At 60.2% G+C, this 22,984-nt stretch carries 21 protein-coding genes; 12 read left to right on the top strand and 9 right to left on the bottom strand.

Annotation, left to right across the window (positions count from 1 at the left end):
• Positions 1 to 42 precede the first annotated feature (42 nt).
• Complete coding sequence (locus tag B723_RS26330) at positions 43 to 330, bottom strand: GNAT family N-acetyltransferase (protein WP_008057026.1); 288 nt, start codon at positions 328 to 330, stop codon at positions 43 to 45.
• A gap of 644 nt (positions 331 to 974) precedes the next feature.
• On the opposite strand from B723_RS26330, the gene oprI reads away from it, so the two are divergent.
• Entirely contained in the window at positions 975 to 1,226 is a 252-nt protein-coding gene (gene oprI / locus B723_RS26335; protein ID WP_002553018.1) for an outer membrane lipoprotei OprI, read from the top strand.
• 123 nt (positions 1,227 to 1,349) lie between these two features.
• Here oprI and B723_RS26340 read toward each other — a convergent pair whose 3' ends face one another.
• From B723_RS26340 to B723_RS26350, 3 genes are all read right to left on the bottom strand, one after another.
• Positions 1,350 to 2,321, bottom strand: coding sequence for a L,D-transpeptidase family protein (locus B723_RS26340; RefSeq protein WP_017339812.1), 972 nt, complete (start codon positions 2,319 to 2,321; stop codon positions 1,350 to 1,352).
• 98 nt (positions 2,322 to 2,419) lie between these two features.
• Complete coding sequence (locus tag B723_RS26345) at positions 2,420 to 2,713, bottom strand: hypothetical protein (protein WP_003226812.1); 294 nt, start codon at positions 2,711 to 2,713, stop codon at positions 2,420 to 2,422.
• A 56-nt stretch (positions 2,714 to 2,769) separates the two neighbouring features.
• On the bottom strand, positions 2,770 to 3,375 hold the full coding sequence (locus B723_RS26350) for an arylesterase (protein ID WP_017339813.1): 606 nt from the start codon (positions 3,373 to 3,375) through the stop codon (positions 2,770 to 2,772).
• Between the two features lie 10 nt (positions 3,376 to 3,385).
• Here B723_RS26350 and B723_RS26355 point away from each other — a divergent pair, with 10 nt between their 5' ends.
• From B723_RS26355 to greB, 3 genes are read left to right on the top strand one after another with little or no spacing between them, the layout of a single operon-like run.
• Positions 3,386 to 4,069, top strand: coding sequence for an ABC transporter ATP-binding protein (locus B723_RS26355; RefSeq protein WP_017339814.1), 684 nt, complete (start codon positions 3,386 to 3,388; stop codon positions 4,067 to 4,069).
• On the top strand, positions 4,069 to 6,573 hold the full coding sequence (locus B723_RS26360; RefSeq protein WP_017339815.1) for an ABC transporter permease: 2,505 nt from the start codon (positions 4,069 to 4,071) through the stop codon (positions 6,571 to 6,573). Before B723_RS26355 ends, B723_RS26360 begins: the two co-directional genes overlap by 1 nt.
• A gap of 34 nt (positions 6,574 to 6,607) precedes the next feature.
• Entirely contained in the window at positions 6,608 to 7,105 is a 498-nt protein-coding gene (gene greB / locus B723_RS26365; protein ID WP_017339816.1) for a transcription elongation factor GreB, read from the top strand.
• Positions 7,106 to 7,108: 3 nt separating this feature from the next.
• Here greB and B723_RS26370 read toward each other — a convergent pair whose 3' ends face one another.
• The 3 genes from B723_RS26370 to B723_RS26380 all read right to left on the bottom strand — a co-directional run bounded on the left by B723_RS26370 (position 7,109) and on the right by B723_RS26380 (position 9,626).
• Entirely contained in the window at positions 7,109 to 7,417 is a 309-nt protein-coding gene (locus B723_RS26370; protein WP_017339817.1) for a hypothetical protein, read from the bottom strand.
• Positions 7,418 to 7,664: 247 nt separating this feature from the next.
• The gene (locus tag B723_RS26375) at positions 7,665 to 8,099 is read right to left on the bottom strand and encodes a DoxX family protein (RefSeq protein ID WP_017339818.1); all 435 of its coding nucleotides are present in this window, start codon (positions 8,097 to 8,099) and stop codon (positions 7,665 to 7,667) included.
• A gap of 105 nt (positions 8,100 to 8,204) precedes the next feature.
• Positions 8,205 to 9,626, bottom strand: coding sequence for a transglycosylase SLT domain-containing protein (locus tag B723_RS26380; protein WP_017339819.1), 1,422 nt, complete (start codon positions 9,624 to 9,626; stop codon positions 8,205 to 8,207).
• A gap of 234 nt (positions 9,627 to 9,860) precedes the next feature.
• On the opposite strand from B723_RS26380, the gene B723_RS26385 reads away from it, so the two are divergent.
• Complete coding sequence (locus B723_RS26385; RefSeq protein ID WP_017339820.1) at positions 9,861 to 10,670, top strand: TatD family hydrolase; 810 nt, start codon at positions 9,861 to 9,863, stop codon at positions 10,668 to 10,670.
• Positions 10,671 to 10,709: 39 nt separating this feature from the next.
• Here B723_RS26385 and B723_RS26390 read toward each other — a convergent pair whose 3' ends face one another.
• The gene (locus B723_RS26390) at positions 10,710 to 11,939 is read right to left on the bottom strand and encodes an acyl-CoA dehydrogenase (RefSeq protein ID WP_017339821.1); all 1,230 of its coding nucleotides are present in this window, start codon (positions 11,937 to 11,939) and stop codon (positions 10,710 to 10,712) included.
• 176 nt (positions 11,940 to 12,115) lie between these two features.
• Between B723_RS26390 and B723_RS26395 the strand changes: the two genes are divergently transcribed.
• From B723_RS26395 to B723_RS26405, 3 genes are all read left to right on the top strand, one after another.
• Entirely contained in the window at positions 12,116 to 13,045 is a 930-nt protein-coding gene (locus tag B723_RS26395) for a LysR family transcriptional regulator (protein ID WP_008148497.1), read from the top strand.
• A gap of 132 nt (positions 13,046 to 13,177) precedes the next feature.
• Positions 13,178 to 13,579, top strand: coding sequence for a MerR family transcriptional regulator (locus tag B723_RS26400; RefSeq protein ID WP_017339822.1), 402 nt, complete (start codon positions 13,178 to 13,180; stop codon positions 13,577 to 13,579).
• A gap of 205 nt (positions 13,580 to 13,784) precedes the next feature.
• Positions 13,785 to 14,684 (top strand): hydroxymethylglutaryl-CoA lyase, encoded by a 900-nt coding sequence (locus B723_RS26405; RefSeq protein WP_017339823.1) that lies wholly within the window; start codon positions 13,785 to 13,787, stop codon positions 14,682 to 14,684.
• A 683-nt stretch (positions 14,685 to 15,367) separates the two neighbouring features.
• Here B723_RS26405 and B723_RS26410 read toward each other — a convergent pair.
• The gene (locus B723_RS26410; protein WP_017339824.1) at positions 15,368 to 17,059 is read right to left on the bottom strand and encodes an AMP-binding protein; all 1,692 of its coding nucleotides are present in this window, start codon (positions 17,057 to 17,059) and stop codon (positions 15,368 to 15,370) included.
• A gap of 331 nt (positions 17,060 to 17,390) precedes the next feature.
• On the opposite strand from B723_RS26410, the gene B723_RS26415 reads away from it, so the two are divergent.
• Genes B723_RS26415 through B723_RS26430 form a run of 4 tightly spaced genes read left to right on the top strand, consistent with a single transcriptional unit; the run spans position 17,391 to position 22,959 of the window.
• Positions 17,391 to 18,554 (top strand): isovaleryl-CoA dehydrogenase, encoded by a 1,164-nt coding sequence (locus B723_RS26415; protein ID WP_017339825.1) that lies wholly within the window; start codon positions 17,391 to 17,393, stop codon positions 18,552 to 18,554.
• A gap of 13 nt (positions 18,555 to 18,567) precedes the next feature.
• The gene (locus B723_RS26420; protein ID WP_017339826.1) at positions 18,568 to 20,175 is read left to right on the top strand and encodes a carboxyl transferase domain-containing protein; all 1,608 of its coding nucleotides are present in this window, start codon (positions 18,568 to 18,570) and stop codon (positions 20,173 to 20,175) included.
• A 13-nt stretch (positions 20,176 to 20,188) separates the two neighbouring features.
• Positions 20,189 to 21,004: a gamma-carboxygeranoyl-CoA hydratase gene (locus B723_RS26425; protein WP_017339827.1), complete on the top strand. Its 816-nt coding sequence runs from the start codon at positions 20,189 to 20,191 to the stop codon at positions 21,002 to 21,004.
• Entirely contained in the window at positions 21,004 to 22,959 is a 1,956-nt protein-coding gene (locus B723_RS26430) for an acetyl/propionyl/methylcrotonyl-CoA carboxylase subunit alpha (protein ID WP_017339828.1), read from the top strand. Before B723_RS26425 ends, B723_RS26430 begins: the two co-directional genes overlap by 1 nt.
• Positions 22,960 to 22,984 lie beyond the last annotated feature (25 nt).

Here is a 22,984-nt window from a genome sequence, read left to right on the forward strand (position 1 = left end):
AAACGCCGGGCTATAAACCCGGCGTTTTTTTATGCGTTCGTTTTACTGGCTCAGCTTGGCCGCATGCCGCTGGTGACGCTCCATGTAGCGCTCCACGTAGGAACACGAAGGAATGACGGTGTAGCCCATTTCCTCGGCGTATTCCAGCGCTTTCTCGGTCAAGGCTGCCGCAATACCGCGACCACGCAAGGCATTGGGCACGAACGTGCGATAGATATCCAGGGTCTGTTTCCCGAGATCCATATAGGTCAGGTAGGCACGATGACCGTCCACATTGGTCTCGAACTGATGACCAGCCTGGTCATGGTGGATGGACAACGCCTCACTCATCACTACTCCTCGCGGGTCTTTGATTCCGACCCCTACCTTACCGATGTTTTTCCGGCGAAGGAACATCTACGCCACCCCGTGCCTGAATGGACACCGAGAAGAACAGCACCGATCTCGCGCAACCGAGCACGTATCAAATAGTAGGCACCATTGGCAGAAAATGCTCAAGGTACGCTCGTCATCATGCAAGGTTGGGTCGGTGCTGCTCCGGGGTTACGCAGGGGCGTGCTCGACCGAAGATCCCGGGTGGTCGATCGCCTGAACATTGCCGGATGTTGAGACTTAAGACGAGCGCCCTTCTTTTAAGTCACCTCAACTAGGAGAAAGATATGAGAGGTGCACCGCAAATCCCGAACAAAAGTGTAGACGAATCCATGTAGACAGACTTTAGCCAAGACCGTGAAAACACTCGCGGCTGCTGGGAACTTTTTTGTGCCAACTCGCTCAGCGCGGGCTTTGCAGCTGGATATTTTTTAATCAAATGCAAGTAAAAGTTGCTCGAAAAAGAATCAACGCCTACAATTTTTTTTGCTTCTTGCTTTACGTCAGTTTACTTACGACAAGTAATGGGTAGTATGTACGCCGGCTATTTCCTCACTCTGAGGAGACAGCTACTTAATAGAAAGTCCTTGAAGGGGAACACGATGAACAACGTTCTGAAATTCTCTGCTCTGGCTCTGGCCGCAGTTCTGGCTACCGGTTGCAGCAGCGTATCGAAAGAAACCGAAGCACGTCTGACCGCTACTGAAGACGCAGCTGCTCGCTCCCAGGCTCGTGCAGACGAAGCTTACCGTAAAGCTGATGAAGCTCTGGCTGCTGCTCAAAAAGCACAACAGACTGCTGACGAAGCTAACGAGCGTGCTCTGCGCATGCTGGACAAAGCTAGCCGCAAGTAATAGTCCTTCGGGATTATTATCAAGCCGACCCATTTTTGGGTCGGCTTTTTTATGGCCGGTCGTTTTGTACCCGCCATAAAAAACCCGCCGACGCAGCCTGCATCGGCGGGTTCTGTTCAAGCCTTACTGCAGCGGGTCGAGCGGTGCACTCGTCACCATCGGCGCCGAGGTATTCGGCACTCCGATTTCCACCGGCAGACCATCTTCGGCAGCAACCACGTCGCGGACCACATCCCAGTTCATGCGCAGGTTGTTGGTGATGTCCTCACGCTTGAGCATCGCGTTGATCACCGCAGTGTGTTTGTCGACCACAGAAGGGTTGCCCTTGTCGTCCAGCGGCGTGTGCGCTTCCAGATAGACCTTGCCGCCACTGACACCGAACTTGTACGGGTCGCTGATAATGCGCACCGACGTACCGACCGGCACCATGCTCGCCATTTCCAGCACGTTGTTGTTGAACATGCGGAAGCAACCGTGGCTGGTGCGCATGCCAATCCCGAACTTCTTGTTCGAGCCGTGGATCAGGTAACCCGGCGTACCCAGGTTGAACTTGAACGGCCCCAGCGGGTTGTCCGGGCCGGCCGGCACGACGTTTGGCAACGGATCACCGTCTGCAAGGTGCTCGGCCTTGATCGAGGCTGGAGGCGTCCAGGTCGGGTTCGGCGTCTTGGCCGTGATGGTGGTGTGAGCGATCGGTGAACCCCAACCCTCGCGACCGATACCCAGCGGGAAGGTGTAGACCACATTCCGGCCTTTCGGATAGTAGTAGAGGCGATATTCAGCCAGGTTGATGACGATACCTTCACGCGGTCCTGGCGGCAGGATGAAACGCGTCGGCAACACGATTTCGGTACCGGCGCCCGGCAGCCATGCATCGACGCCAGGGTTGGCCGCGACCATTTCCGAATAACCCAGATCGTAAGTGGTGCCAAGGTCGGCGAAGGTGTCTTCGTATTTGGCCTTGATGACCTGAACCTGGCCGACGATGTCTTCACCGGGCGGTGGCAGGGGCAACTCCAATGCTGCTACGGGACCTGCCACACAAAGGGCGGCAAGAGACAGGCAGCGGGTGACGGCAGGAAAGCGCGGCAACATCCGTTAAATCCTTCGCAGGGTCAGGGGATAAAAACGGGATTGTACACCGGCGCCCGTAAATTCGGGGAGTCGGCCGATAGCACGCTATCTTTATTGCCTCAAAGCTCGAAGCGCAGCTCTGGCCAGATCGGCGAAGTGCCGCGTTTCTGCGATTCCAGGATCGCCCGGCACAGCGAGCACAGGCGCTGGTCCTGGAAAACGCGGCGGTCGACGCTCGACCAGCGCGGCTGCGCCGGAAGCAGACTGCCACACAGGGTTCGATCGGCCGAGCCACCCAGCTCCAGTTGACGGGTCACCAGATGTACCCGCACTTCCTGGCAGGCGAACAGATCCAGCTGTTCGTCAGGCTCGATCAGTTGGTAGGCAAAAAGTGACCAGGCGGGACGCGGCATCGGGGGCTCCAAATCGGGGGCGCCACCTTAGCCGAAACGCCGCCGCTAGAAAAGCGTCAAAGCAGCGGTTTCAGTGTCGGCCAGACATTTTCCAGCAACTTGTCCTGAGCCCCCGCAGCGGGGTGCAGGCCGTCGGCCTGCATCAGGTCTGGATGACCGCCCACGCCGTCGAGAAAAAATGGCACCAGCGGGATTTTTTTCTCGGTGGCGACGTTGCTGTATACCTCGGCGAAGGCCTTGGTGTAGCGCGCGCCGTAGTTGGGTGGCAGTTGCATGCCGAGCAGCAGCACCTTCGCCCCACTGGCGCGGGAGCTGTCGATCATCGCTGCAAGGTTTTGTTGCAATTGCGTTGGCAGCATTCCGCGCAGGCCGTCGTTGCCGCCCAACTCGAGGATTACCAGCTCCGGTTTATGCTCTGCAAGCAGCGCAGGCAGGCGCGCCTGGCCTCCGGCACTGGTGTCGCCGCTGATGGATGCGTTGACCACCTTATCATCGAAACCTTCGCGCTTGAGCCGTTGCTCAAGCAACGACACCCACCCAACGCGGGTATCCAGTCCGAAACCGGCGCTGATACTATCGCCAACGATCAGGACTGTACCCGCCGCTGCGTTCTGGGCCATGCACATCAGGGCCAGGCCAGCACTCAAAAACCACACACGCATCGGATTCTCCATGGGCGCAAGCATTCTCACCGCGAAGAACCTCAGCAAAGTGGTTCCCAGCGCGGAAGGTGAACTGACTATCCTGCACGAACTCAGCCTGGAACTGAACAAGGGCGACAGCCTGGCCATCGTCGGCGCGTCCGGTTCAGGCAAATCCACCCTTCTCGGCCTGCTCGCCGGCCTCGACCTGCCGAGCAGCGGCGAAGTCACCCTCGCCGGCCAAAGCCTGAGCAATCTCGATGAAGACCAGCGGGCGCGAATTCGCGCCGAACACGTGGGCTTTGTCTTTCAATCATTCCAGCTGCTCGACAGTCTCAACGCCCTGGAAAACGTCATGCTGCCACTGGAACTCGATGGCCGCAAAGACGCTCGCGAGCGCGCCACCGAATTGCTGCGAAGGGTTGGTCTCGGCCAGCGCCTGACCCACTCGCCACGCCAGCTCTCCGGTGGGGAACAGCAGCGCGTGGCGATTGCCCGTGCGTTTGCCGCCGAGCCCGATGTGTTGTTCGCCGACGAACCCACCGGCAACCTCGACAGCCATACCGGCGAGCGCATCAGCGACTTGCTGTTTGAATTGAACAAGGAGCGCGGCACGACCCTGGTGCTGGTGACTCACGATGAACGCCTGGCACATCGCTGCCGGCGCCTGATCCGACTTGAAGCCGGCCTGCTGGTCGCCCCTCTGGAGCCTTGATGGCACGCTTGCCGCTGTTGCGCCTGTTCAGTCTCGCCATTCGCCAATTGCTGCGCGACGCTCGCGCCGGCGAATTGCGGGTGTTGTTCTTCGCTTTGCTGGTGGCGGTGGCGGCGAGTACCGCCATCGGTTACTTCGGCGCTCGCCTGAATGGCGCCATGATGCTGCGTGCCACCGAATTCCTTGGCGCCGATCTGCTGCTTGAGGGCAGTTCACCGGCGCGGCCCGAACAGATCAGAAGCGGGACTGAGCTGGGCCTTGAACATGCGCAAGTGGTGGAGTTCTCCAGCGTCATCGCCACCGACAACGGCATTCAGCTGTCCAGCATCAAAGCCGCAGACGAGGTCTATCCCCTGCGCGGCGAACTGAAAAGCGCCCCCGCCCCCTTTGCTCCGGAAGAGACCGGGGGCGGACCGAAACCCGGCGAGGCCTGGGTCGAGGCACGATTGCTGACCGCCCTGGATCTGAAGATCGGCGACAGCATCGACGTCGGCATGCGCACTCTCAAACTCGCGCGAGTGCTGACTTACGAACCGGATCGCGCCGGCAATTTCTACAGCCTGACGCCGCGCGTGCTGATCAACCTCAGCGACCTCGCCGCCACCGGCGTGGTGCAACCCGGCAGCCGTGTCAGTTACCGCGAACTCTGGCGCGGCAAAGCCGAAGCGCTGGAAACCTATCGCCAACTGATCAAACCCGGCCTCGCTGCCAACCAGCGCATCCAGGATGCCCGCGATGGCAACCGGCAGATTGGCGGCGCGCTGGGTAAAGCCGAACGTTACTTGAACATGGCGAGCCTGGTGGCGGTCCTGCTGTCCGGGGTGGCGGTGGCGCTGTCGGCAACGCGTTTCGCCACCCGCCGCTTCGATGCGAGCGCGCTATTGCGCTGCCTGGGGCTGTCCCGCCGGGAAACCATGGTCCTGTTCAGTTTGCAGCTGACGGTGCTCGGACTGTTGGCCAGCATCAGCGGCGCGTTGATCGGCTGGCTGGCGCAGCTTGGCCTGTTCGCGCTGTTGCATGATTTGTTGCCCACCGACGTTCCACCGGGCGGCCTGTTTCCGGCCATCGCCGGGATCGGCACCGGGCTGGTGGCGCTGGCCGGTTTTGCCTTGCCGCCCCTCGCGGCGCTGGGCCGGGTTCCGCCATTGCGGGTATTGCGCCGCGACATGCTGCCGATTCCTTCCAGCACCTGGATGGTCTACGGCGTGGCCTTGGGCGCTCTCGGGCTGATCATGTGGCGCCTGAGCCTCGACCTGCTGCTAACCTTCGCCCTGCTCGGCGGTGGCGTGATTGCGGCGCTGGTATTGGGCGGCTTGCTGTTGCTGCTGCTGAAAAGCCTGCGCCGGATGCTCGCGCGTGCTTCGTTGCCGTGGCGTCTCGGGCTGGGCCAATTGCTGCGTCATCCACTGGCTGCCGCCGGACAATCCCTGGCCTTCGGTTTGATTCTGCTGTCCATGGCGTTGATCGCCTTGCTGCGCGGTGAGTTACTCGACACCTGGCAAAACCAGTTGCCGAAAAATGCGCCGAACTATTTCGCGCTGAACATCCTGCCGGCAGACAAACAGGCCTTCACCGATCGCCTGATCGAACTGTCAGCCCAATCGGCGCCGCTGTACCCGGTGGTGCCGGGACGGTTGATCAGCATCAACGGCGAGCCGGTGCAGGAGATCGTCAGCAAGGACTCGGCCGGAGATCGGGCAATCCAGCGCGACCTGAGCCTGACCTGGGCGGCGGACCTGCCGACGGGCAACAAGCTCACCGCGGGAAACTGGTGGAGCGAACAGCCTGCGGATGACATTCCCGGCGTGTCGGTAGAAGGCAAAGTGGCCGAAAGCCTGAAACTCAAGCTGGGCGATCACATGGTGTTCACCGTCGGTGGGGTCAATCGCGAAGCGAAAGTCACCAGCCTGCGGGAGATCAACTGGGACAACTTCCAGCCGAACTTCTTCATGATCTTCCAACCTGGGACATTGAAGGATTTACCAGCGACTTACTTGACCAGCTTCTATCTGGCAGCCGGTCATGACCAGCAGATTGTCGACCTGTCCCGCGCCTTTCCGGCGGTGACCATCCTGCAAGTCGAAGCGTTGCTTGCGCAACTGCGCAGCATCCTCGCCCAGGTCACTCTGGCGGTGGAATACGTGCTGTTGTTCGTGTTGGCGGCGGGGATGGCGGTGTTGTTCTCGGGCCTGCAAGCGACGCTGGATGAACGCATCCGTCAAGGCGCCTTGTTGCGAGCGCTGGGGGCTGAGCGACAGTTGCTGGTCAAGGCCCGGCGAATCGAGTTCGGCCTGCTCGGCGCGGTCAGCGGATTGCTGGCAGCGCTGGGTTCGGAACTGGTGAGCCTGGTGCTGTACCGTTACGCGTTCGACCTGCCCTGGCATCCGCATCCATGGCTGTTGGTACTGCCATTGATCGGTGCTGCGCTGATCGGCGGTGCCGGCGTGTTCGGTACCCGTCGAGCCTTGAACGCCAGCCCCCTGACAGTGTTGCGCGAGGGTTGATAGACTCAAGCCTCCTCAATCACAAGAAGTTGCCATGAGCCGTTATCGCCCTCCTCGCACAGCTGGCACCGCGCTGATCACCCCGGAAGGTGAAGCGCGGATGCGGGCCGAGTTCCATGAGCTCTGGCATGTGCGCCGACCGCAGGTCACGCAATCGGTCAGCGAGGCCGCAGCGCAGGGCGATCGCTCCGAAAATGCCGAATACACCTACGGCAAAAAGATGCTGCGCGAGATCGACAGCCGCGTGCGTTTTCTGACCAAACGCCTGGAAGCACTCAAGGTGGTCAGCGAAAAGCCCAGCGATCCGAACAAGGTTTACTTCGGCGCCTGGGTCACGATCGAGGACGAGGACGGCAAGGAGTCGCGTTATCGCATCGTCGGCCCGGATGAGCTGGACTTGAAACTGGGCCTGATCAGTATCGACTCGCCGTTGGCACGCGCCCTGATCGGCAAGGCACTGGACGCCGAAGTTCGAGTCCAGACGCCGACCGGTGAGCAATGCGTGTACATCGTGGCGATTGAATACCCCTAGGCCTCAGCGGCGGGTGATCAACCCTTGTCGGGCCACGCGGGTCAGTTGCTTGATCATTTCAGGCGCGTCTTCGAGACTGGGTGACTGAATCACCGCCAGGTCGAAGCTGTCGCTGGCAAATCGGGCCAGTGACTCACTGTCTTCGACAAACTGGATCAGGAACGCTGCAGGCCCGCCGGTGCGACGCGGCCAGCCATCCAGATAACGCAAGAGCGTCGGCTGATGTTTGCCGCCAAGCAGGATTTTTGGATTGCGCTGGGTAAGGTGTGCCGTGATCGGCGCGGGGCGTACAACGGGGTTTAGTGCATTCATCGTGTCGTGTCTCTGCCTCAAAAGTCTGCATGGCAGGTGAGAGGCAACACCGAACCAGCGCTTTAGCGGTATTTCGAAGCCTGTTTCAGGCTTCTATCGGCAACTGAATGAGTCACCTGGCGCCCCGCAAGTAGCTGTTTAAATCGGCGCATGAGCAGCATCCTAGAGAAGCTGACTGGACAGTGTCAAGAATGACGCACAACAAAAAGGCCCGCGCAATGCGGGCCTTTTTGTTGAGCCAGAGCGGTCAGCCAGCGATGGCGCGGTCGGCCGACAGTTTGCCGGCGCCTTCGATCAGCACGGCGATGCTGCCACCGAGCAGGGCCAGGGCGAATTCATAACCGTTGTTGGCCATGAACAAACCGTTAGGAAGGTGCACCGAGAAGATCGCCACCAGCGAGAGGAAAGCCAGGCCGAGGGCCGCTGGACGGACCAGCAAGCCGATGATCAAGGCAAGACCGCCGAAGAACTCAGTACCACCCGCCAGCGTCGCCATCAGGTAGCCCGGTGTCAGGCCGATACTCTCCATGTACTGCGCGGTGCCGGCCAGACCGTAACCACCGAACGCCCCAAAAAGCTTCTGCGCGCCGTGGGCTGCGAAGATGATGCCGACGAAGATCCGCAAAACAGTCAGGCCGTAGCCAGCGCGGGTAAACAGTACCTTGTTGATCAGTGAGCTCATGCTGTGTCATCCATTGTGAGTTTGTGTGTTGGTTGGCCGCCATATTAATCAATAAATCGAATGTTAAAAGCGCAATTTTTTCGTCATAACAATCAGTTTAGTCGATTATTTCCGTGAGGCCACTTTCTGCCCCTGGGGCTCCAACGACTCCCGTTCCCGATCGAACGCCAGGTAATACTTGTTCACGCTATTAACATAGCTGACGGGACCCATTCCCACCTGCTCCATGGCGATCCGCTCGACCTGGAAGAACCACTGATTGGGATTCAAACCACGCCGCCGCGCCTCGGCGCGCATGCCCTGAACCCGCTCCGGCCCGATGTTGTAGGCCGCCAGCACAAACGCCATGCGCTCACGCTCGTTGAGTTTGGGGCTGGCAAAAAACTTGCGGCGGATCATCGCCAGGTACTTGGCACCGGCCTGCACATTGGCATCGAGATTCTGAATGTTGCCGACCCCCACCCGCTGGGCCGCCGACGGGGTGATCTGCATCAGGCCGGTGGGGCCGCTACCGCTGCGGGCATTGGGTTGGAGCGCGGATTCCTTGAATGCCAGTGCCGCCAGGTTCAGCCAGTCCATGCCTTGAGCATCGGCGTGCTTCTGCAGTACCGGCCGGAGTTTTTCCAGGCGCTGGCGATCAGCCTTGGCCAATGGATAGTGCACTTGATACAAGCGACGATAGATCCTCAGGAAAGCCACATCCTGGTCCGATGGCTTTTTGTACCCAATGAGGAAGCGGTCGATGCTTGCCCGCAGCATCGACGCATCGCGGCGCACAAACCAGAACTCTTCCCCTGGCTCGCTGATCAGCACCTGCCGATCAAAGCGCAGCTTGGGCAGGATCTTGCCCCAGCGCTCGGCAATCGGTTGCTCGACAATGGTCAGGTGAAAGATGCCGCCCTGAACCATTTCAAGCACGTCTTCAACCGCCAGGCTCGGATCGACCCACTCGATTTTCACTGGCGCCAGCTTGTGCAGGGCGAGTTTTTGATTGATCTGACTGATCGCTTCCCCGGCGGCACTGCCGGTGGGCAATGCCAGGGTTTTACCGGAAAGTTGCTCAAGGTGGGTGTAGCGCTTCTCGCCTTTGATGCCGACCAGCACCAGCGGGATGTTGCTGGCAATAGGCTCACTGGCGCTGACGGCGTAACCCGGTTGCAGATCGAGCAATTCCCCCGGCGCAACCAGATCGCCCTCCCCGCGCTGTAATGCGCCAAGCAGTTGATCCTTGGCTTTGGGGATAATCTTGAGGGTGACTTCCTGACCGTCGCGGGCGTGGCCATTGAGGTATTGCTCGAAAGCACGCAACCGATGGTATTCGACGCCGATGGACTGGCCCTGGACTTCGCCGGAGCTGTTGCGGCTCTGGTTGACGAGCACCTTCAGCACCCGACTGCTGCGGATTTCCTGCAGATCGCGCACCTTGACCGCCGGCACGGCTTGCAGCGGGCCGGCCAGACGCGCAACCGCGGGCATCGGCAACAGCAGAGAACCACACAGCAGTATCAAAATCGAGGGACGTGTCATCCACTCTCCGGAAAGAATACTGGGCCGATTTCAAAAATCTCCATGAAACCGAACGACAGAAACAGAGCGCCTTGAGCGCTGGCAAAGTGCGAAAGACTGGCACAGTGATGGCACGCTGACCACCCCGGCTTGCCTCGCGGCATCAAAAGACAGCTTTAACTCGTTGTAGTTCTTGGTTTTCTTATAAATCTACAGCTCTGATATGCTTTCCAGCCTTTGGTCCGAGGTAGCACCATGCAACTCATCGATATCGGCGTCAACCTGACCAACCCCAGTTTTGCCGGCAAGCACCAGGCTGTACTCGACCGCGCGTATGCCGCCGGGGTCTGCCAATTGGTGCTCACCGGCACCAGTGTCGAGGGCAGTGAACAGGCGCTGGAGCTGTGCCAGCAACTGGATGACACGGCGCAACGGCTGTTCGCCACCGCCGGCATTCATCCGCACTCGGCCAGCGACTGGAACGCCGACAGCGCCCAGCGTCTGCGCAGTTTGCTCAAAGAGCCAAACGTGGTGGCCGTAGGTGAATGCGGCCTGGATTTCAATCGCGATTTCTCCCCGCGCCCGCAACAGGAAAAAGTCCTGGAACAACACCTGGAAATGGCGATCGAGCTTCAACTGCCAGTATTCCTCCACGAGCGCGACGCCAGTCAGCGTCTTCTGGAAATTCTTCGGGATTATCGAGATCAGTTGCCGGCCGCCGTGGTGCATTGCTTCACCGGCGAGAAGAAAGCGCTGTTCAGCTACCTCGACCTGGACTTGCACATCGGCATCACCGGCTGGATCTGCGACGAGCGTCGCGGCACGCATCTGCATCCGCTGGTGAAAGAAATCAAGCGCGGGCGGTTGATGCTGGAGAGTGATGCGCCGTATCTGTTGCCGCGCAGCTTGCGGCCCAAGCCGAAGAATGGCCGTAACGAACCGGCGTATCTGACTGAAGTGTTGCGGGAAGTGGCATTGCATCGCGGGGAAAGCGAGGAAGAACTGGCGGCTCACAGCACCGCGTGTGCGCGAGCCTTTTTCGGGCTGCCTTTAATAGCAGGATGACGTATCGCGGGCCTGAAGCAGGCCCGCGATACAGCGGTCTTAGTGACTGCTGCGCATCATTTCCTTTGGCACGTACTTGCCGATCTCGAACTTGCCGATCGCCGCGCGGTGCACTTCGTCCGGGCCGTCGGCCAGGCGCAGGGTGCGCTGCATCGCGTACATGTAGGCCAGCGGGAAATCGTTGGAAACCCCTGCCCCGCCATGGATCTGGATCGCCCGGTCGATAACGCGCAAAGCCACATTCGGTGCGACCACCTTGATCTGCGCGATTTCGCTCTTCGCCACTTTGTTGCCGACGGTGTCCATCATGTACGCCGCTTTCAGGGTCAGCAGGCGAGCCATGTCGATTTCCATCCGCGAGTCGGCGATCTTGTCGATGTTACCGCCCAGACGCGCCAACGGTTTGCCGAACGCGGTGCGGTTCACCGCGCGTTTGCACATCAGTTCCAGTGCACGCTCGGCCATGCCGATCGAACGCATGCAGTGGTGGATCCGGCCAGGGCCAAGGCGACCCTGTGCGATTTCAAAGCCGCGTCCTTCACCCAACAGAACGTTTTCGTACGGCACCCGGACGTTTTCGAACAGCACCTCGGCGTGGCCGTGTGGTGCATCGTCGTAACCGAACACCGGCAGCGGACGGACGATCTTCACGCCAGGGGCATCCACCGGCACCAGAATCATCGAATGCTGGGCGTGGCGCGGCGCGTCGGGATTGCTCAGGCCCATGAAAATAAGAATCTTGCAGCGTGGATCGCAGGCACCCGAGGTCCACCATTTCTTGCCGTTGATCACCCACTCGTCACCGTCACGCACGGCGCGGGCGGCCATGTTGGTGGCGTCGGAGGAAGCCACGTCCGGCTCGGTCATGGCGAACGCCGAGCGGATCTCACCGCGCAGCAACGGTTCGAGCCAGCGTTGCTTCTGTTCTTCGTTGGCGTAACGCACCAGCACTTCCATGTTGCCGGTGTCGGGTGCCGAGCAGTTGAACGGCTCGGGGCCCAGCAGCGAGCGGCCCATGATTTCTGCCAATGGCGCGTATTCGAGGTTGGTCAGGCCGGCGCCGAGTTCGGACTCAGGCAGAAACAAATTCCACAGGCCTTCGGCCTTGGCCTTGAGTTTGAGTTCTTCCATGATCGCAGTCGGCTGCCAACGGTCGCCCTCGGCAACCTGGCGTTCGAACACGGCTTCGGCGGGATAAACGTAGGTGTCCATGAACGCGGTCACGCGCTCACGCAGTTCTTGCACCTTGGGCGAATAAGCGAAATCCATGAGCAGCTACCTTCTTGAGGGAGGTTGTTTAGGTCATGCAATCGATGCTAGAACAGCTACGAAAATTTACCTAGCCTATTCTCGGCGTGTATTAACATTCATCACCGATATATGATCGGGTGATTGCCGAGGCCCACGGCCTCATCAAAACGCCCCAACAATAAGAGTGCAGCGCAATGAATCTGAGCAAGGTCGACCTCAACCTTTTCATCGTCTTCGACGCGATCTACACCGAAGCCAACCTGACCCGCGCCGGGCAGATTGTCGGCATTACTCAGCCTGCGGTCTCGAACGCTCTGGCCCGCTTGCGCGAGACGTTCAACGATCCGTTGTTCGTGCGTACGGCCCAAGGCATGGTGCCGACGCCGATGGCGCAAAACATCATTGGTCCGGTGCGCAACGCCCTCTCGCTGCTGCGGGTGTCGGTGCAGGAAAGCCGCATTTTCAACCCGTTGCAGGCAGTCAAGACGTACCGCATCAGCATGACCGACCTCACCGAAGCGGTGATCCTGCCGCCGCTGTTCCAGCGCCTTCGTCGCCTGGCGCCAACGGTCATCATCGAAAGCTTTCTGTCCAAGCGCCGTGAGACCACCAAGGAACTGGCGGCCGGGCGTCTCGACTTTGCGGTGGACGCGCCGCTCAACACCGACCCGCAGGTGCGTCACGTCAAGCTGATGGAAGATCGCTACGTGTGTGCCATGCGCAAGGGCCATCCGCTGGCGGGCAAGGAGAAATTCACCCTCGATGATTACCTGTCGCTGACCCACATCCATATTTCCAGCCGCCGCAGCGGTCTCGGCCATGTAGACCTCGCGCTCGGTAAAATGGGCATTCAGCGCAAGATCGCCTTGCGTTCCCAGCACTACCTGATGGCGTCGCAGGTGTTGCAGCAGACCGACATGGTCATGACCGTTCCGGAACGCTTCGCCCGTCGTCATGATTTGTATTCAGTGAACCTGCCGGTCAACGATGTACCACCAGTGGAAACCCACCTTTACTGGCACGAAAGCACCGACCAGGACCCGGCCAACCGCTGGATGCGCGAGCAGATGATCGAGCTGTGCCAGCAGGTGACGGCGCATGAGAAGAAGCTCGATAAGGTGTAAGGCAATGCACCGAGTTATCGCTAAATCGCAGGCAATTCGAAGAGGCCAGGGGTAACACCACAGAACCTCGCCCCTTGACGTATACGTCAACCTGCCTTTAGCTTAGCGCCATGACCTTTTTCGAGCGCTTCCATGAGCAGCCAGACCTACAGCATCTCCGACCTCGCCCGCGAACTCGACATCACCACGCGGGCCATTCGATTTTATGAAGAGCAAGGCCTGCTCAGCCCCGAGCGCCGTGGCCAGGAACGCATCTATTCGCCCCGGGACAAGGTCAGCCTGAAGCTGATTCTGAGGGGCAAGCGCATAGGCTTCTCCCTGGCCGAATGCCGTGAGCTGATCGAACTTTACGACCCCACCGGCGGCAACCAGAAGCAGCTGCAAACCATGCTCAACAAAATCGCCGAACGCCGCGAACAATTGGAACAGCAGATGCTCGACATCGAGCAGATGAAGCTGGAACTGGACACGGCGCAGGAGCGCTGCACCCAGGCTCTGGAAGAAACGATGAAAAGCCAGTCGGTGGTTCAGTAGGTCAACACATTCCTCTGTGGGAGCTAGCCTTTGTGGCGAGGGGATTTATCCCCGTTCGACTGCGAAGCAGGCGTCAACTTATTCATGCAGTTGGACTTTGAAGGGCGGGGCCGCTTCGCGACCCAACGGGGATAAATCCCCTCGCCACAAACCCGCTCCCACGGGTCAGTGCCAACATTCAGACAATCAGCACAGGTCGATTCCCATGTCTCTTCCAACCCACGTACGCCTGGTCGAAGTCGGCCCCCGCGACGGTCTGCAAAACGAAGCCCAACCGATCAGCGTTGCCGACAAGGTGCAACTGGTCGACGCGCTGACCGCTGCTGGCCTCAGCTATATAGAAGTCGGCAGTTTCGTCTCGCCCAAATGGGTGCCGCAGATGGCCGGCTCCGCCGACGTCTTCGCGCAGATCCAGCGCAAACCGGGCGTGACCTACGGCGCCCTCGCCCCCAACCTGCGCGGGTTCGAAGATGCGGTCGCCGCCGGGGTCAAGGAAGTCGCGGTGTTCGCCGCGGCCTCCGAAGCCTTCTCCCAGCGCAACATCAACTGCTCGATCAATGAAAGCCTGGAGCGCTTTGCGCCGATCATGGAGGCTGCCAAACAACACGGCGTCAGCGTGCGCGGCTACGTGTCGTGTGTGCTGGGTTGCCCGTATGAAGGTCACGTCGCACCGGAGCAGGTTGCCCGGGTCGCCCGCGAGCTCTACGCCATGGGCTGCTACGAAATCTCCCTGGGCGACACCATCGGCACCGGCACGGCAGGTGCGACGCGCAAGATGTTCGACGTGGTGTCCGCCGACGTGCCGCGGGAAAAACTCGCCGGGCACTTCCACGACACCTACGGCCAGGCCATGGCCAATATCTACGCCAGCCTGCTCGAAGGTATCGCGGTGTTCGACAGCTCGATCGCCGGTCTCGGCGGCTGCCCATACGCCAAGGGCGCCAGCGGTAACGTTGCCACCGAAGACGTGGTTTATCTGTTGAATGGCTTGGGCATCGACACCGGTATTGATCTGGACGCCTTGATTGTGGCTGGCCAGCAGATTTGTACAGTACTGGGCCGTCCGACCGGTTCACGCGTGGCCAAGGCTCGTAGCGCGCAATAAGTGCGCGGATGTGTCCAGGTGTTACCGCCATGTCGAAATGTGGGGGCTCAACCGAGTAACACGGAAACAAATTGTCGGGTTTTGACTGAGTGAAAAATCCGACAAAAACTTAAACCGTTGATTTTAAAGGTTTTTTAAAAGTTGGCACGGCTTCTGCTATCTCTATGGCATAACAAGAATAAAAAGCAGCAAACCAATAAAAATAAGACGAAACGACTCTGACATAACAAGAACAACACGGCAGAGACGCAGCTAACAGATTTTTTTGGAGAAGGTGTGCTTTTCAGGGTGCTTTTCGGAGTAACCCGCAACCGGGCAGAGAACAATAAAACTACCTTCAGGTAGCTCCCGAACTGGTTGGATCGCTCAGCGAAAAAGCAGATCAGCGCTCAAAAAAATACGTTTGCTCTTGATCCCGGATGGGGATCGATAAAAACAGCGGTAAAGGGTCACGGTTACCAAAAACAAAAACAGACCGCCCCTCAATAATAAAAAAAGAGCACACGCAACGAAAATTAAAGGGGAGCTTCGGCTCCCCTTTGTGCTTTCTGCGATTCAGGTTTTCCCCCAATCAAAATGTGGAGCGGGCTTGCTCGCGAATGCGATGCATCAGTCGACACATTCATTGACTGACACACCGCCTTCGCGAGCAAGCCCGCCCCCACATTGGTTTGTGATCAACCCTACTTGATGCGCAACTCCTCGATACTGATCTCGCGCATCCGGAATTTCTGGATCTTGCCAGTCACCGTCATCGGAAACTCCTCGACGAACTTGAAGTAACGCGGCGTCTTGAAGTGCGCGATGCGTTCCTTGCACCAGGCTTGCAGCTCCTGCTCCGTGGCGCTGTGGCCCGGGTGGAACTTGATCCAGGCGACAATCTCTTCGCCATAGCGCGAACACGGAATGCCGATCACTTGCACGTCCGCCACCGCCGGGTGGGTAAAGAAGAACTCTTCCAGCTCCCGCGGGTAAATATTCTCACCGCCGCGGATGATCATGTCCTTGTTGCGTCCGGCAATGCACACGTAGCCTTCTTCATTCATGCTCGCCAGATCACCGGTGTGCATCCAGCCGGCCTGATCGATGGCTTCGGCGGTACCTTGCGGGTTATTCCAGTAGCCGAGCATCACGCTGTAGCCACGGGTGCAGAGTTCGCCGATGGTGCCGCGCGGCACCAGGTTACCCGCCTCGTCGATGATTTTGCTTTCAAGCTGCGGCTGGGTGCGACCGACCGTGGTGACTCGCAATTCCAGCTCGTCTGAAGGACCGGTCTGCAAAGACACCGGACTTGTTTCCGTCATGCCGTAGGCAATTTGCACTTCGCTCATGTGCATTTCATTGATGACCCGGCGCATCACTTCGATCGGACAGGTCGCGCCGGCCATGATTCCGGTGCGCAGGGTCGACAGGTCGAACTCGGCTCGCTGCGGCTGATCGAGCATTGCGATAAACATGGTCGGCACGCCATAGAGTGCGGTGGCTTTCTCCTCGGCGACAGTGGTCAGGGTCAGCAACGGATCGAACGCATCATTGGGGTAGATCATGGTGCTGCCGTGGGTGATGCAGCCGAGGTTGCCCATGACCATGCCGAAGCAGTGATACAGCGGCACCGGGATCACCAGCCGATCCTGGTCGGTCAGGCCGAGGCTTTCGCCGACCATGTAACCGTTGTTGAGGATGTTGTAGTGGCTGAGGGTCGCGCCCTTGGGGAAACCGGTGGTGCCGGAGGTGTACTGGATGTTCACCGGTTGATCGAAGTGCAGGCTGTCCTGACGCTCGCGCAACTGTTCGGCGGACACGCTGGCCGCGAGATCGGCCAGTTGCGACCAGGGCAGGAAACCCGATGGCGGTTGCGCATCCAGGCTGATGACCCCGCGCAGGTCAGGCAGGCGTTCACTTCGTAACTGTCCGATGGATTGCTCAGCCAGCTCGGGCACCAGCCCTTGCAGCATGCCGTGATAGTTGGAGGTCTTGAAAGAGCCCGCACAGACCAGCCATTGGCAACCCGATTGCTTCAACACGTATTCGAGTTCAGAGCTGCGATACGCCGGGTTGATGTTGACCAGAATCACGCCGAGCTTCGCGCTGGCGAACTGGCTGATGCACCACTGCGCGCAATTCGGTGCCCAGATGCCGAGGCGATCTCCCGCTTGCAGGCCCAGCGCCAGCAATGCCCTGGCATGCAGGTCCACCGCGTCGGACAGTTGCTGCCAGGTGAAACGCAGCTGTTGATGACGCACGACCAGCGCCTCTCCAGCCGAGTACTTCGCGACGGTGCTATCGAACGCCTGACCGATGGTCATCGCCAGCAAGGCTTTGTCCTGAGCACCACGGGTGTAGCTGCGTTGCGGGCTTGCACTGGGTTGATCCATGACGACCCCTATTGTCTTTATTGTAGGAGCGAGGCTTGTGTGGCGAGGGAGCTTGCTCCCGTTCGGCTGCGCAGCAGTCGTGAAATCATCAGCCAGCGTGCTTTCTGCTACACCTGACTTGCCGATTTGCGACCGCTTCGCGCTCGGAAGGGAGCAAGCTCCCTCGCCACAGAATGCGACGCTGGTCTTTTCAGAACTGCCTCTACTCTCGCTCAAGTTGACGTTAACGTAAAGGGTGATTGACAGCCATTCGTCACAGGCTTACGTTAACGTAAAGGTGAGAGCTGCATCACGGCCCTCCCCGCCCTACAAAAAAGCCAAAAGGTGACCCATGAGCTACCCATCCCTGAACTTTGCCCTCGGTGAAACCATCGACATGCTGCGCGATCAGGTTCAGTCCTTCGTCGCCAAAGAGATCGCCCCGCGCGCCGCTCAGATCGACATCGACAACCTGTTCCCCGCCGACCTGTGGCGCAAATTCGGTGACATGGGCCTGCTCGGCGTTACCGTGCCGGAAGAGTACGGCGGTGCTGGCCTGGGGTACCTGGCCCACGTGGTCATCATGGAAGAAATCAGCCGGGGCTCGGCGTCGGTTGCCCTGTCCTACGGCGCGCACTCCAACCTCTGCGTCAACCAGATCAACCGCAACGGCAATCACGAACAGAAAAGCAAATACCTGCCGAAGCTCATCAGCGGCGAGCACATCGGCGCCCTGGCCATGAGCGAACCGAATGCCGGCTCCGACGTGGTGTCGATGAAACTGCGCGCCGACAAACGTGGCGATCACTACGTGCTCAACGGCAGCAAAACCTGGATCACCAACGGTCCGGACGCCAACACCTACGTGATCTACGCCAAGACCGACCTGGAAAAAGGTCCGCACGGTATCACCGCCTTCATCGTCGAACGCGACTGGAAAGGTTTCAGCCGCAGCAACAAATTCGACAAGCTGGGCATGCGCGGTTCGAACACCTGCGAACTGTTCTTCGATGACGTCGAGGTGCCGGAAGAAAACATTCTCGGCGTACTCAATGGCGGCGTGAAAGTGCTGATGAGCGGCCTCGATTACGAACGCGTTGTCCTTTCGGGCGGCCCGACCGGGATCATGCAGGCCTGCATGGACCTGATCGTGCCGTACATCCACGACCGCAAGCAGTTCGGCCAGAGCATCGGCGAATTCCAGCTGATCCAGGGCAAGGTCGCCGACATGTACACCCAGCTCAACGCCAGCCGCGCCTATCTGTATGCCGTCGCTCAAGCCTGCGAGCGTGGCGAAACCACCCGCAAGGACGCCGCAGGCGTGATCCTCTACAGCGCCGAACGCGCCACGCAAATGGCCCTCGACGCGATCCAGATTCTCGGCGGCAACGGCTACATCAACGAATTCCCGGCCGGTCGTCTGCTGCGTGACGCCAAGCTGTACGAAATCGGCGCTGGCACCAGTGAGATTCGTCGCATGCTGATCGGTCGCGAACTGTTCAACGAAACCCGCTGAGACGGAGCTGTCCATGGCTATCCTGCATACCCAGCTCAACCCCCGTTCGGCGGAGTTCGCGACCAACAGCGCGGCGATGCTCAAACAGGTCGACGCCCTGCACACCCTGCTCGCCCAAGTGCAGCAAGGTGGCGGCCCGAAAGCGCAAGAACGCCACACCTCGCGGGGCAAATTGCTGCCCCGTGAACGAATCAATCGCCTGCTCGATCCGGGCTCACCGTTTCTCGAGATCAGCCAACTGGCGGCTTACGAGGTGTATGGCGAAGACGTGCCGGCCGCTGGCGTGATCGCCGGGATCGGCCGTGTGGAAGGCGTCGAATGCATGATCGTGGCCAACGATGCCACCGTGAAAGGTGGCTCGTATTACCCGCTGACCGTGAAGAAGCACCTGCGCGCCCAGACCATCGCCCAGCAGAATCGCTTGCCGTGCATTTATCTGGTGGATTCGGGCGGCGCCAACTTGCCGCGCCAGGATGAAGTGTTCCCGGACCGCGAGCATTTCGGGCGGATCTTCTTCAACCAGGCCAACATGAGCGCCATGGGCATTCCGCAGATCGCGGTAGTCATGGGCTCGTGCACTGCCGGTGGTGCCTACGTGCCAGCAATGGCCGACGAAGCAATCATGGTTCGCGAGCAAGCGACGATCTTTCTTGCCGGTCCGCCGCTGGTAAAAGCCGCGACCGGTGAAGTGGTCAGCGCCGAGGATCTGGGCGGCGCCGATGTGCATTGCAAGATTTCCGGCGTCGCCGACCACTACGCCGAGAGCGATGAACACGCCCTGGCCATTGCCCGGCGCAGCATCGCCAACCTCAACTGGCGCAAGCTCGGTGAAGTCCAGCAACACACGCCCATCGCCCCGCTCTACAGCAGCGACGAGTTGTACGGCGTCGTGTCGGCGGACGCCAAGCAACCGTTCGACGTGCGCGAAGTGATTGCGCGACTGGTGGACGGCTCGGTGTTCGATGAATTCAAGGCACTGTTCGGGACTACGCTGGTGTGCGGTTTTGCCTACCTGCACGGTTATCCGATCGCGATCCTCGCCAACAACGGCATCCTGTTCGCTGAAGCGGCGCAGAAAGGCGCGCACTTCATCGAACTGGCCTGTCAGCGCGGCATTCCACTGCTGTTCCTGCAAAACATCACCGGCTTCATGGTCGGCCAGAAATACGAGGCCGGCGGCATCGCCAAGCACGGCGCGAAACTGGTGACCGCCGTGGCGTGCGCCAAGGTGCCGAAATTCACCGTGATCATCGGCGGCAGTTTCGGCGCCGGTAACTATGGCATGTGCGGGCGGGCCTACGATCCGCGCTTCCTGTGGATGTGGCCTAACGCACGCATCGGCGTGATGGGTGCCGAGCAAGCGGCGGGCGTTCTGGTGCAGGTCAAACGCGAGCAGGCAGAGCGCAGTGGCCAGGGTTTCAGCGCCGAGCAGGAAGCCGAGATCAAGCAACCGATCCTCGATCAATACGAGGAACAGGGTCACCCTTACTACTCCAGTGCACGGCTGTGGGATGACGGTGTCATTGACCCGGCACAAACCCGCGACGTGTTGGCCCTGGCCTTGTCCGCGTCGTTGAACGCGCCAATCGAACCGAGCCGCTTCGGCGTGTTCCGGATGTGATCGGGAGAACCTCATGAGCGACTTCAACACCCTCGAGCTGCAGATCGACCCGCGGGGTTTCGCCACCCTGTGGCTGAGCCGCGAAGAAAAGAACAACGCGTTCAACGCTGAAATGATCCGCGAACTGATCCTCGCCCTGGACAAGGTCTCGGGCGATGCCAGCCTGCGCTTCTTGCTGGTGCGTGGACGCGGCAAGCATTTCAGCGCTGGCGCCGACCTGGCGTGGATGCAGCAGTCAGCCGAGCTCGATTACCACACCAATCTCGACGACGCGCGGGAACTGGCGGAGTTGATGTACAACCTCGCCAAGCTGAAAGTCCCGACCCTGGCCGTGGTGCAAGGTGCGGCGTTCGGCGGCGCGCTGGGCCTGATCAGTTGCTGCGACATGGCGATCGGCGCCGACGACGCGCAATTCTGCCTGTCGGAAGTACGCATCGGCCTGGCGCCGGCGGTGATCAGCCCATTCGTGGTGCAAGCCATCGGCGAGCGCGCGGCACGCCGTTATGCGCTGACTGCCGAGCGCTTCGGCGGGCAGCGGGCGCGGGAAATCGGTTTGTTGTCGGAGAGCTATCCGATCAATGAGCTGGAACAGAAAGTCGATCAGTGGATCGACAATCTGCTGCTCAACAGCCCCGCGGCCATGCGCGTCAGCAAAGACTTGCTGCGTGAAGTCGGCAACGGCGCGCTGACGCCGGCGCTGCGCCGCTACACCGAAAATGCCATCGCGCGAATCCGCGTCAGCCCCGAAGGCCAGGAAGGTCTGCGGGCCTTTCTGCAAAAGCGTCCGCCGAGCTGGCAGGCCGAAACCACCCCCAAGGAGCCGCGTTGATGAGCGCACCTGTTATCACCTCTCTGCTGGTGGCCAACCGTGGCGAAATCGCTTGTCGGGTGATGCGCACCGCCAAGGCGTTGGGCCTGACCACCGTCGCCGTGCACAGCGCCACCGACCGTGAAGCCCGGCATAGCCGCGAAGCGGATATCCGCGTCGACCTCGGCGGCAGCAAGGCCGCCGACAGTTACCTGCAAATCGACAAACTGATCGCTGTCGCCAAGGCCAGCGGCGCTCAGGCCATTCATCCGGGCTACGGCTTTCTGTCCGAGAACGCCGGGTTCGCCCGTGCGATCGAAGCAGCGGGCCTGATTTTCCTCGGCCCGCCCGCCTCGGCCATCGATGCGATGGGCAGCAAGTCCGCCGCCAAGGCCTTGATGGAAACCGCTGGCGTGCCACTGGTGCCGGGTTATCACGGCGAAGCTCAAGACCTCGATACCTTCCGCGACGCCTGCGAACGCATCGGCTACCCGGTGCTGCTCAAGGCAACGGCGGGCGGTGGCGGCAAAGGCATGAAAGTGGTCGAGGACGTCAGCCAACTGGCCGAAGCCCTGGCCTCGGCCCAGCGTGAGGCGCAATCCTCGTTCGGCGATTCGCGGATGCTGGTCGAAAAATACCTGCTGAAACCCCGCCACGTGGAAATCCAGATTTTCGCCGACCGGCATGGCAACTGCCTGTACCTCAACGAACGGGATTGCTCGATTCAGCGTCGACACCAGAAAGTCGTCGAAGAAGCCCCCGCGCCAGGCCTCAGCCCGGAACTGCGTCGCGCCATGGGCGAAGCCGCTGTGCGTTCGGCGCAGGCCATCGGTTATGTCGGTGCCGGCACCGTGGAATTCTTGCTGGATGCGCGCGGTGAGTTCTTCTTCATGGAGATGAACACACGCCTGCAAGTGGAGCACCCGGTCACCGAAGCCATCACCGGCCTCGATCTGGTGGCCTGGCAGATTCGCGTGGCGCGCGGTGAAGCGCTGCCGATGACCCAGGATCAGGTGCCGTTGATCGGGCATGCGATTGAAGTGCGGCTGTATGCCGAAGATCCGGGCAATGATTTCCTGCCCGCCACCGGGCGTCTGGAGTTGTATCGAGAGTCGGCTGAAGGTCCGGGGCGTCGAGTCGACAGCGGTGTTGAAGAAGGCGATGAGATTTCGCCGTTCTACGACCCGATGCTGGGCAAGCTGATTGCCTGGGGCGAGGATCGTGAGCAGGCACGCCTGCGCTTGTTGAGCATGCTCGATGAGTTCGCGATTGGTGGGCTCAAGACCAACATCAACTTCCTGCGTCGAATCGTGGGTCATCCGGCGTTTGCGGCGGCCGAACTGGATACCGGGTTTATTCCGCGTTATCAGGAGCAACTGCTGCCGGAGCCCTCGGAACTCAGCGATGAATTCTGGCAAGCCGCGGCGCAGGCGTTCGCCCAGAGCCAGCCTCGTTCACCGCGCGTCGATGACCTGAGTTCGCCTTGGGCCAACAGCAACGGTTTTCGGTCCGGCCTGCCGACCGAAATCACCTTGCACCTGAGTTGTGAAGGTCAGGACCGCGCATTGACGTTGGGCGACCGCAATGCCCAATGCGCGCAACTCAAGGGCGAGCAACTGCTCACCGAACGCAACGGCGTGCGCCGCCAGCATCGGGCAATCCGCCGCGACGGCATTGTGTATCTGCAATGGGAAGGTGAATTGCGCCGCATCGAGGCCTACGACCCGATCAGCGCCGTCGAAGCCAGTCACAGCCATCACGGCGGACTGACCGCCCCCATGAACGGCAGCATCGTGCGGGTGCTGGTGGAGGCCGGGCAAACGGTCGAAGCCGGGGCGCAACTGGTGGTGCTGGAAGCGATGAAGATGGAACACAGCATTCGTGCGCCACACGCCGGGGTGATCAAGGCGTTGTATTGCCAGGAAGGCGAAATGGTCAGCGAAGGCAGTGCGTTGGTCGAGCTGGAAGAAGCCTGACATCAAGATCGGTCCTACGCCTCCC

Origin of the sequence: Pseudomonas fluorescens NCIMB 11764 (assembly GCF_000293885.2) — a bacterium.
GTDB classification, from domain to species: Bacteria; Pseudomonadota; Gammaproteobacteria; order Pseudomonadales; family Pseudomonadaceae; genus Aquipseudomonas; species Aquipseudomonas fluorescens_B.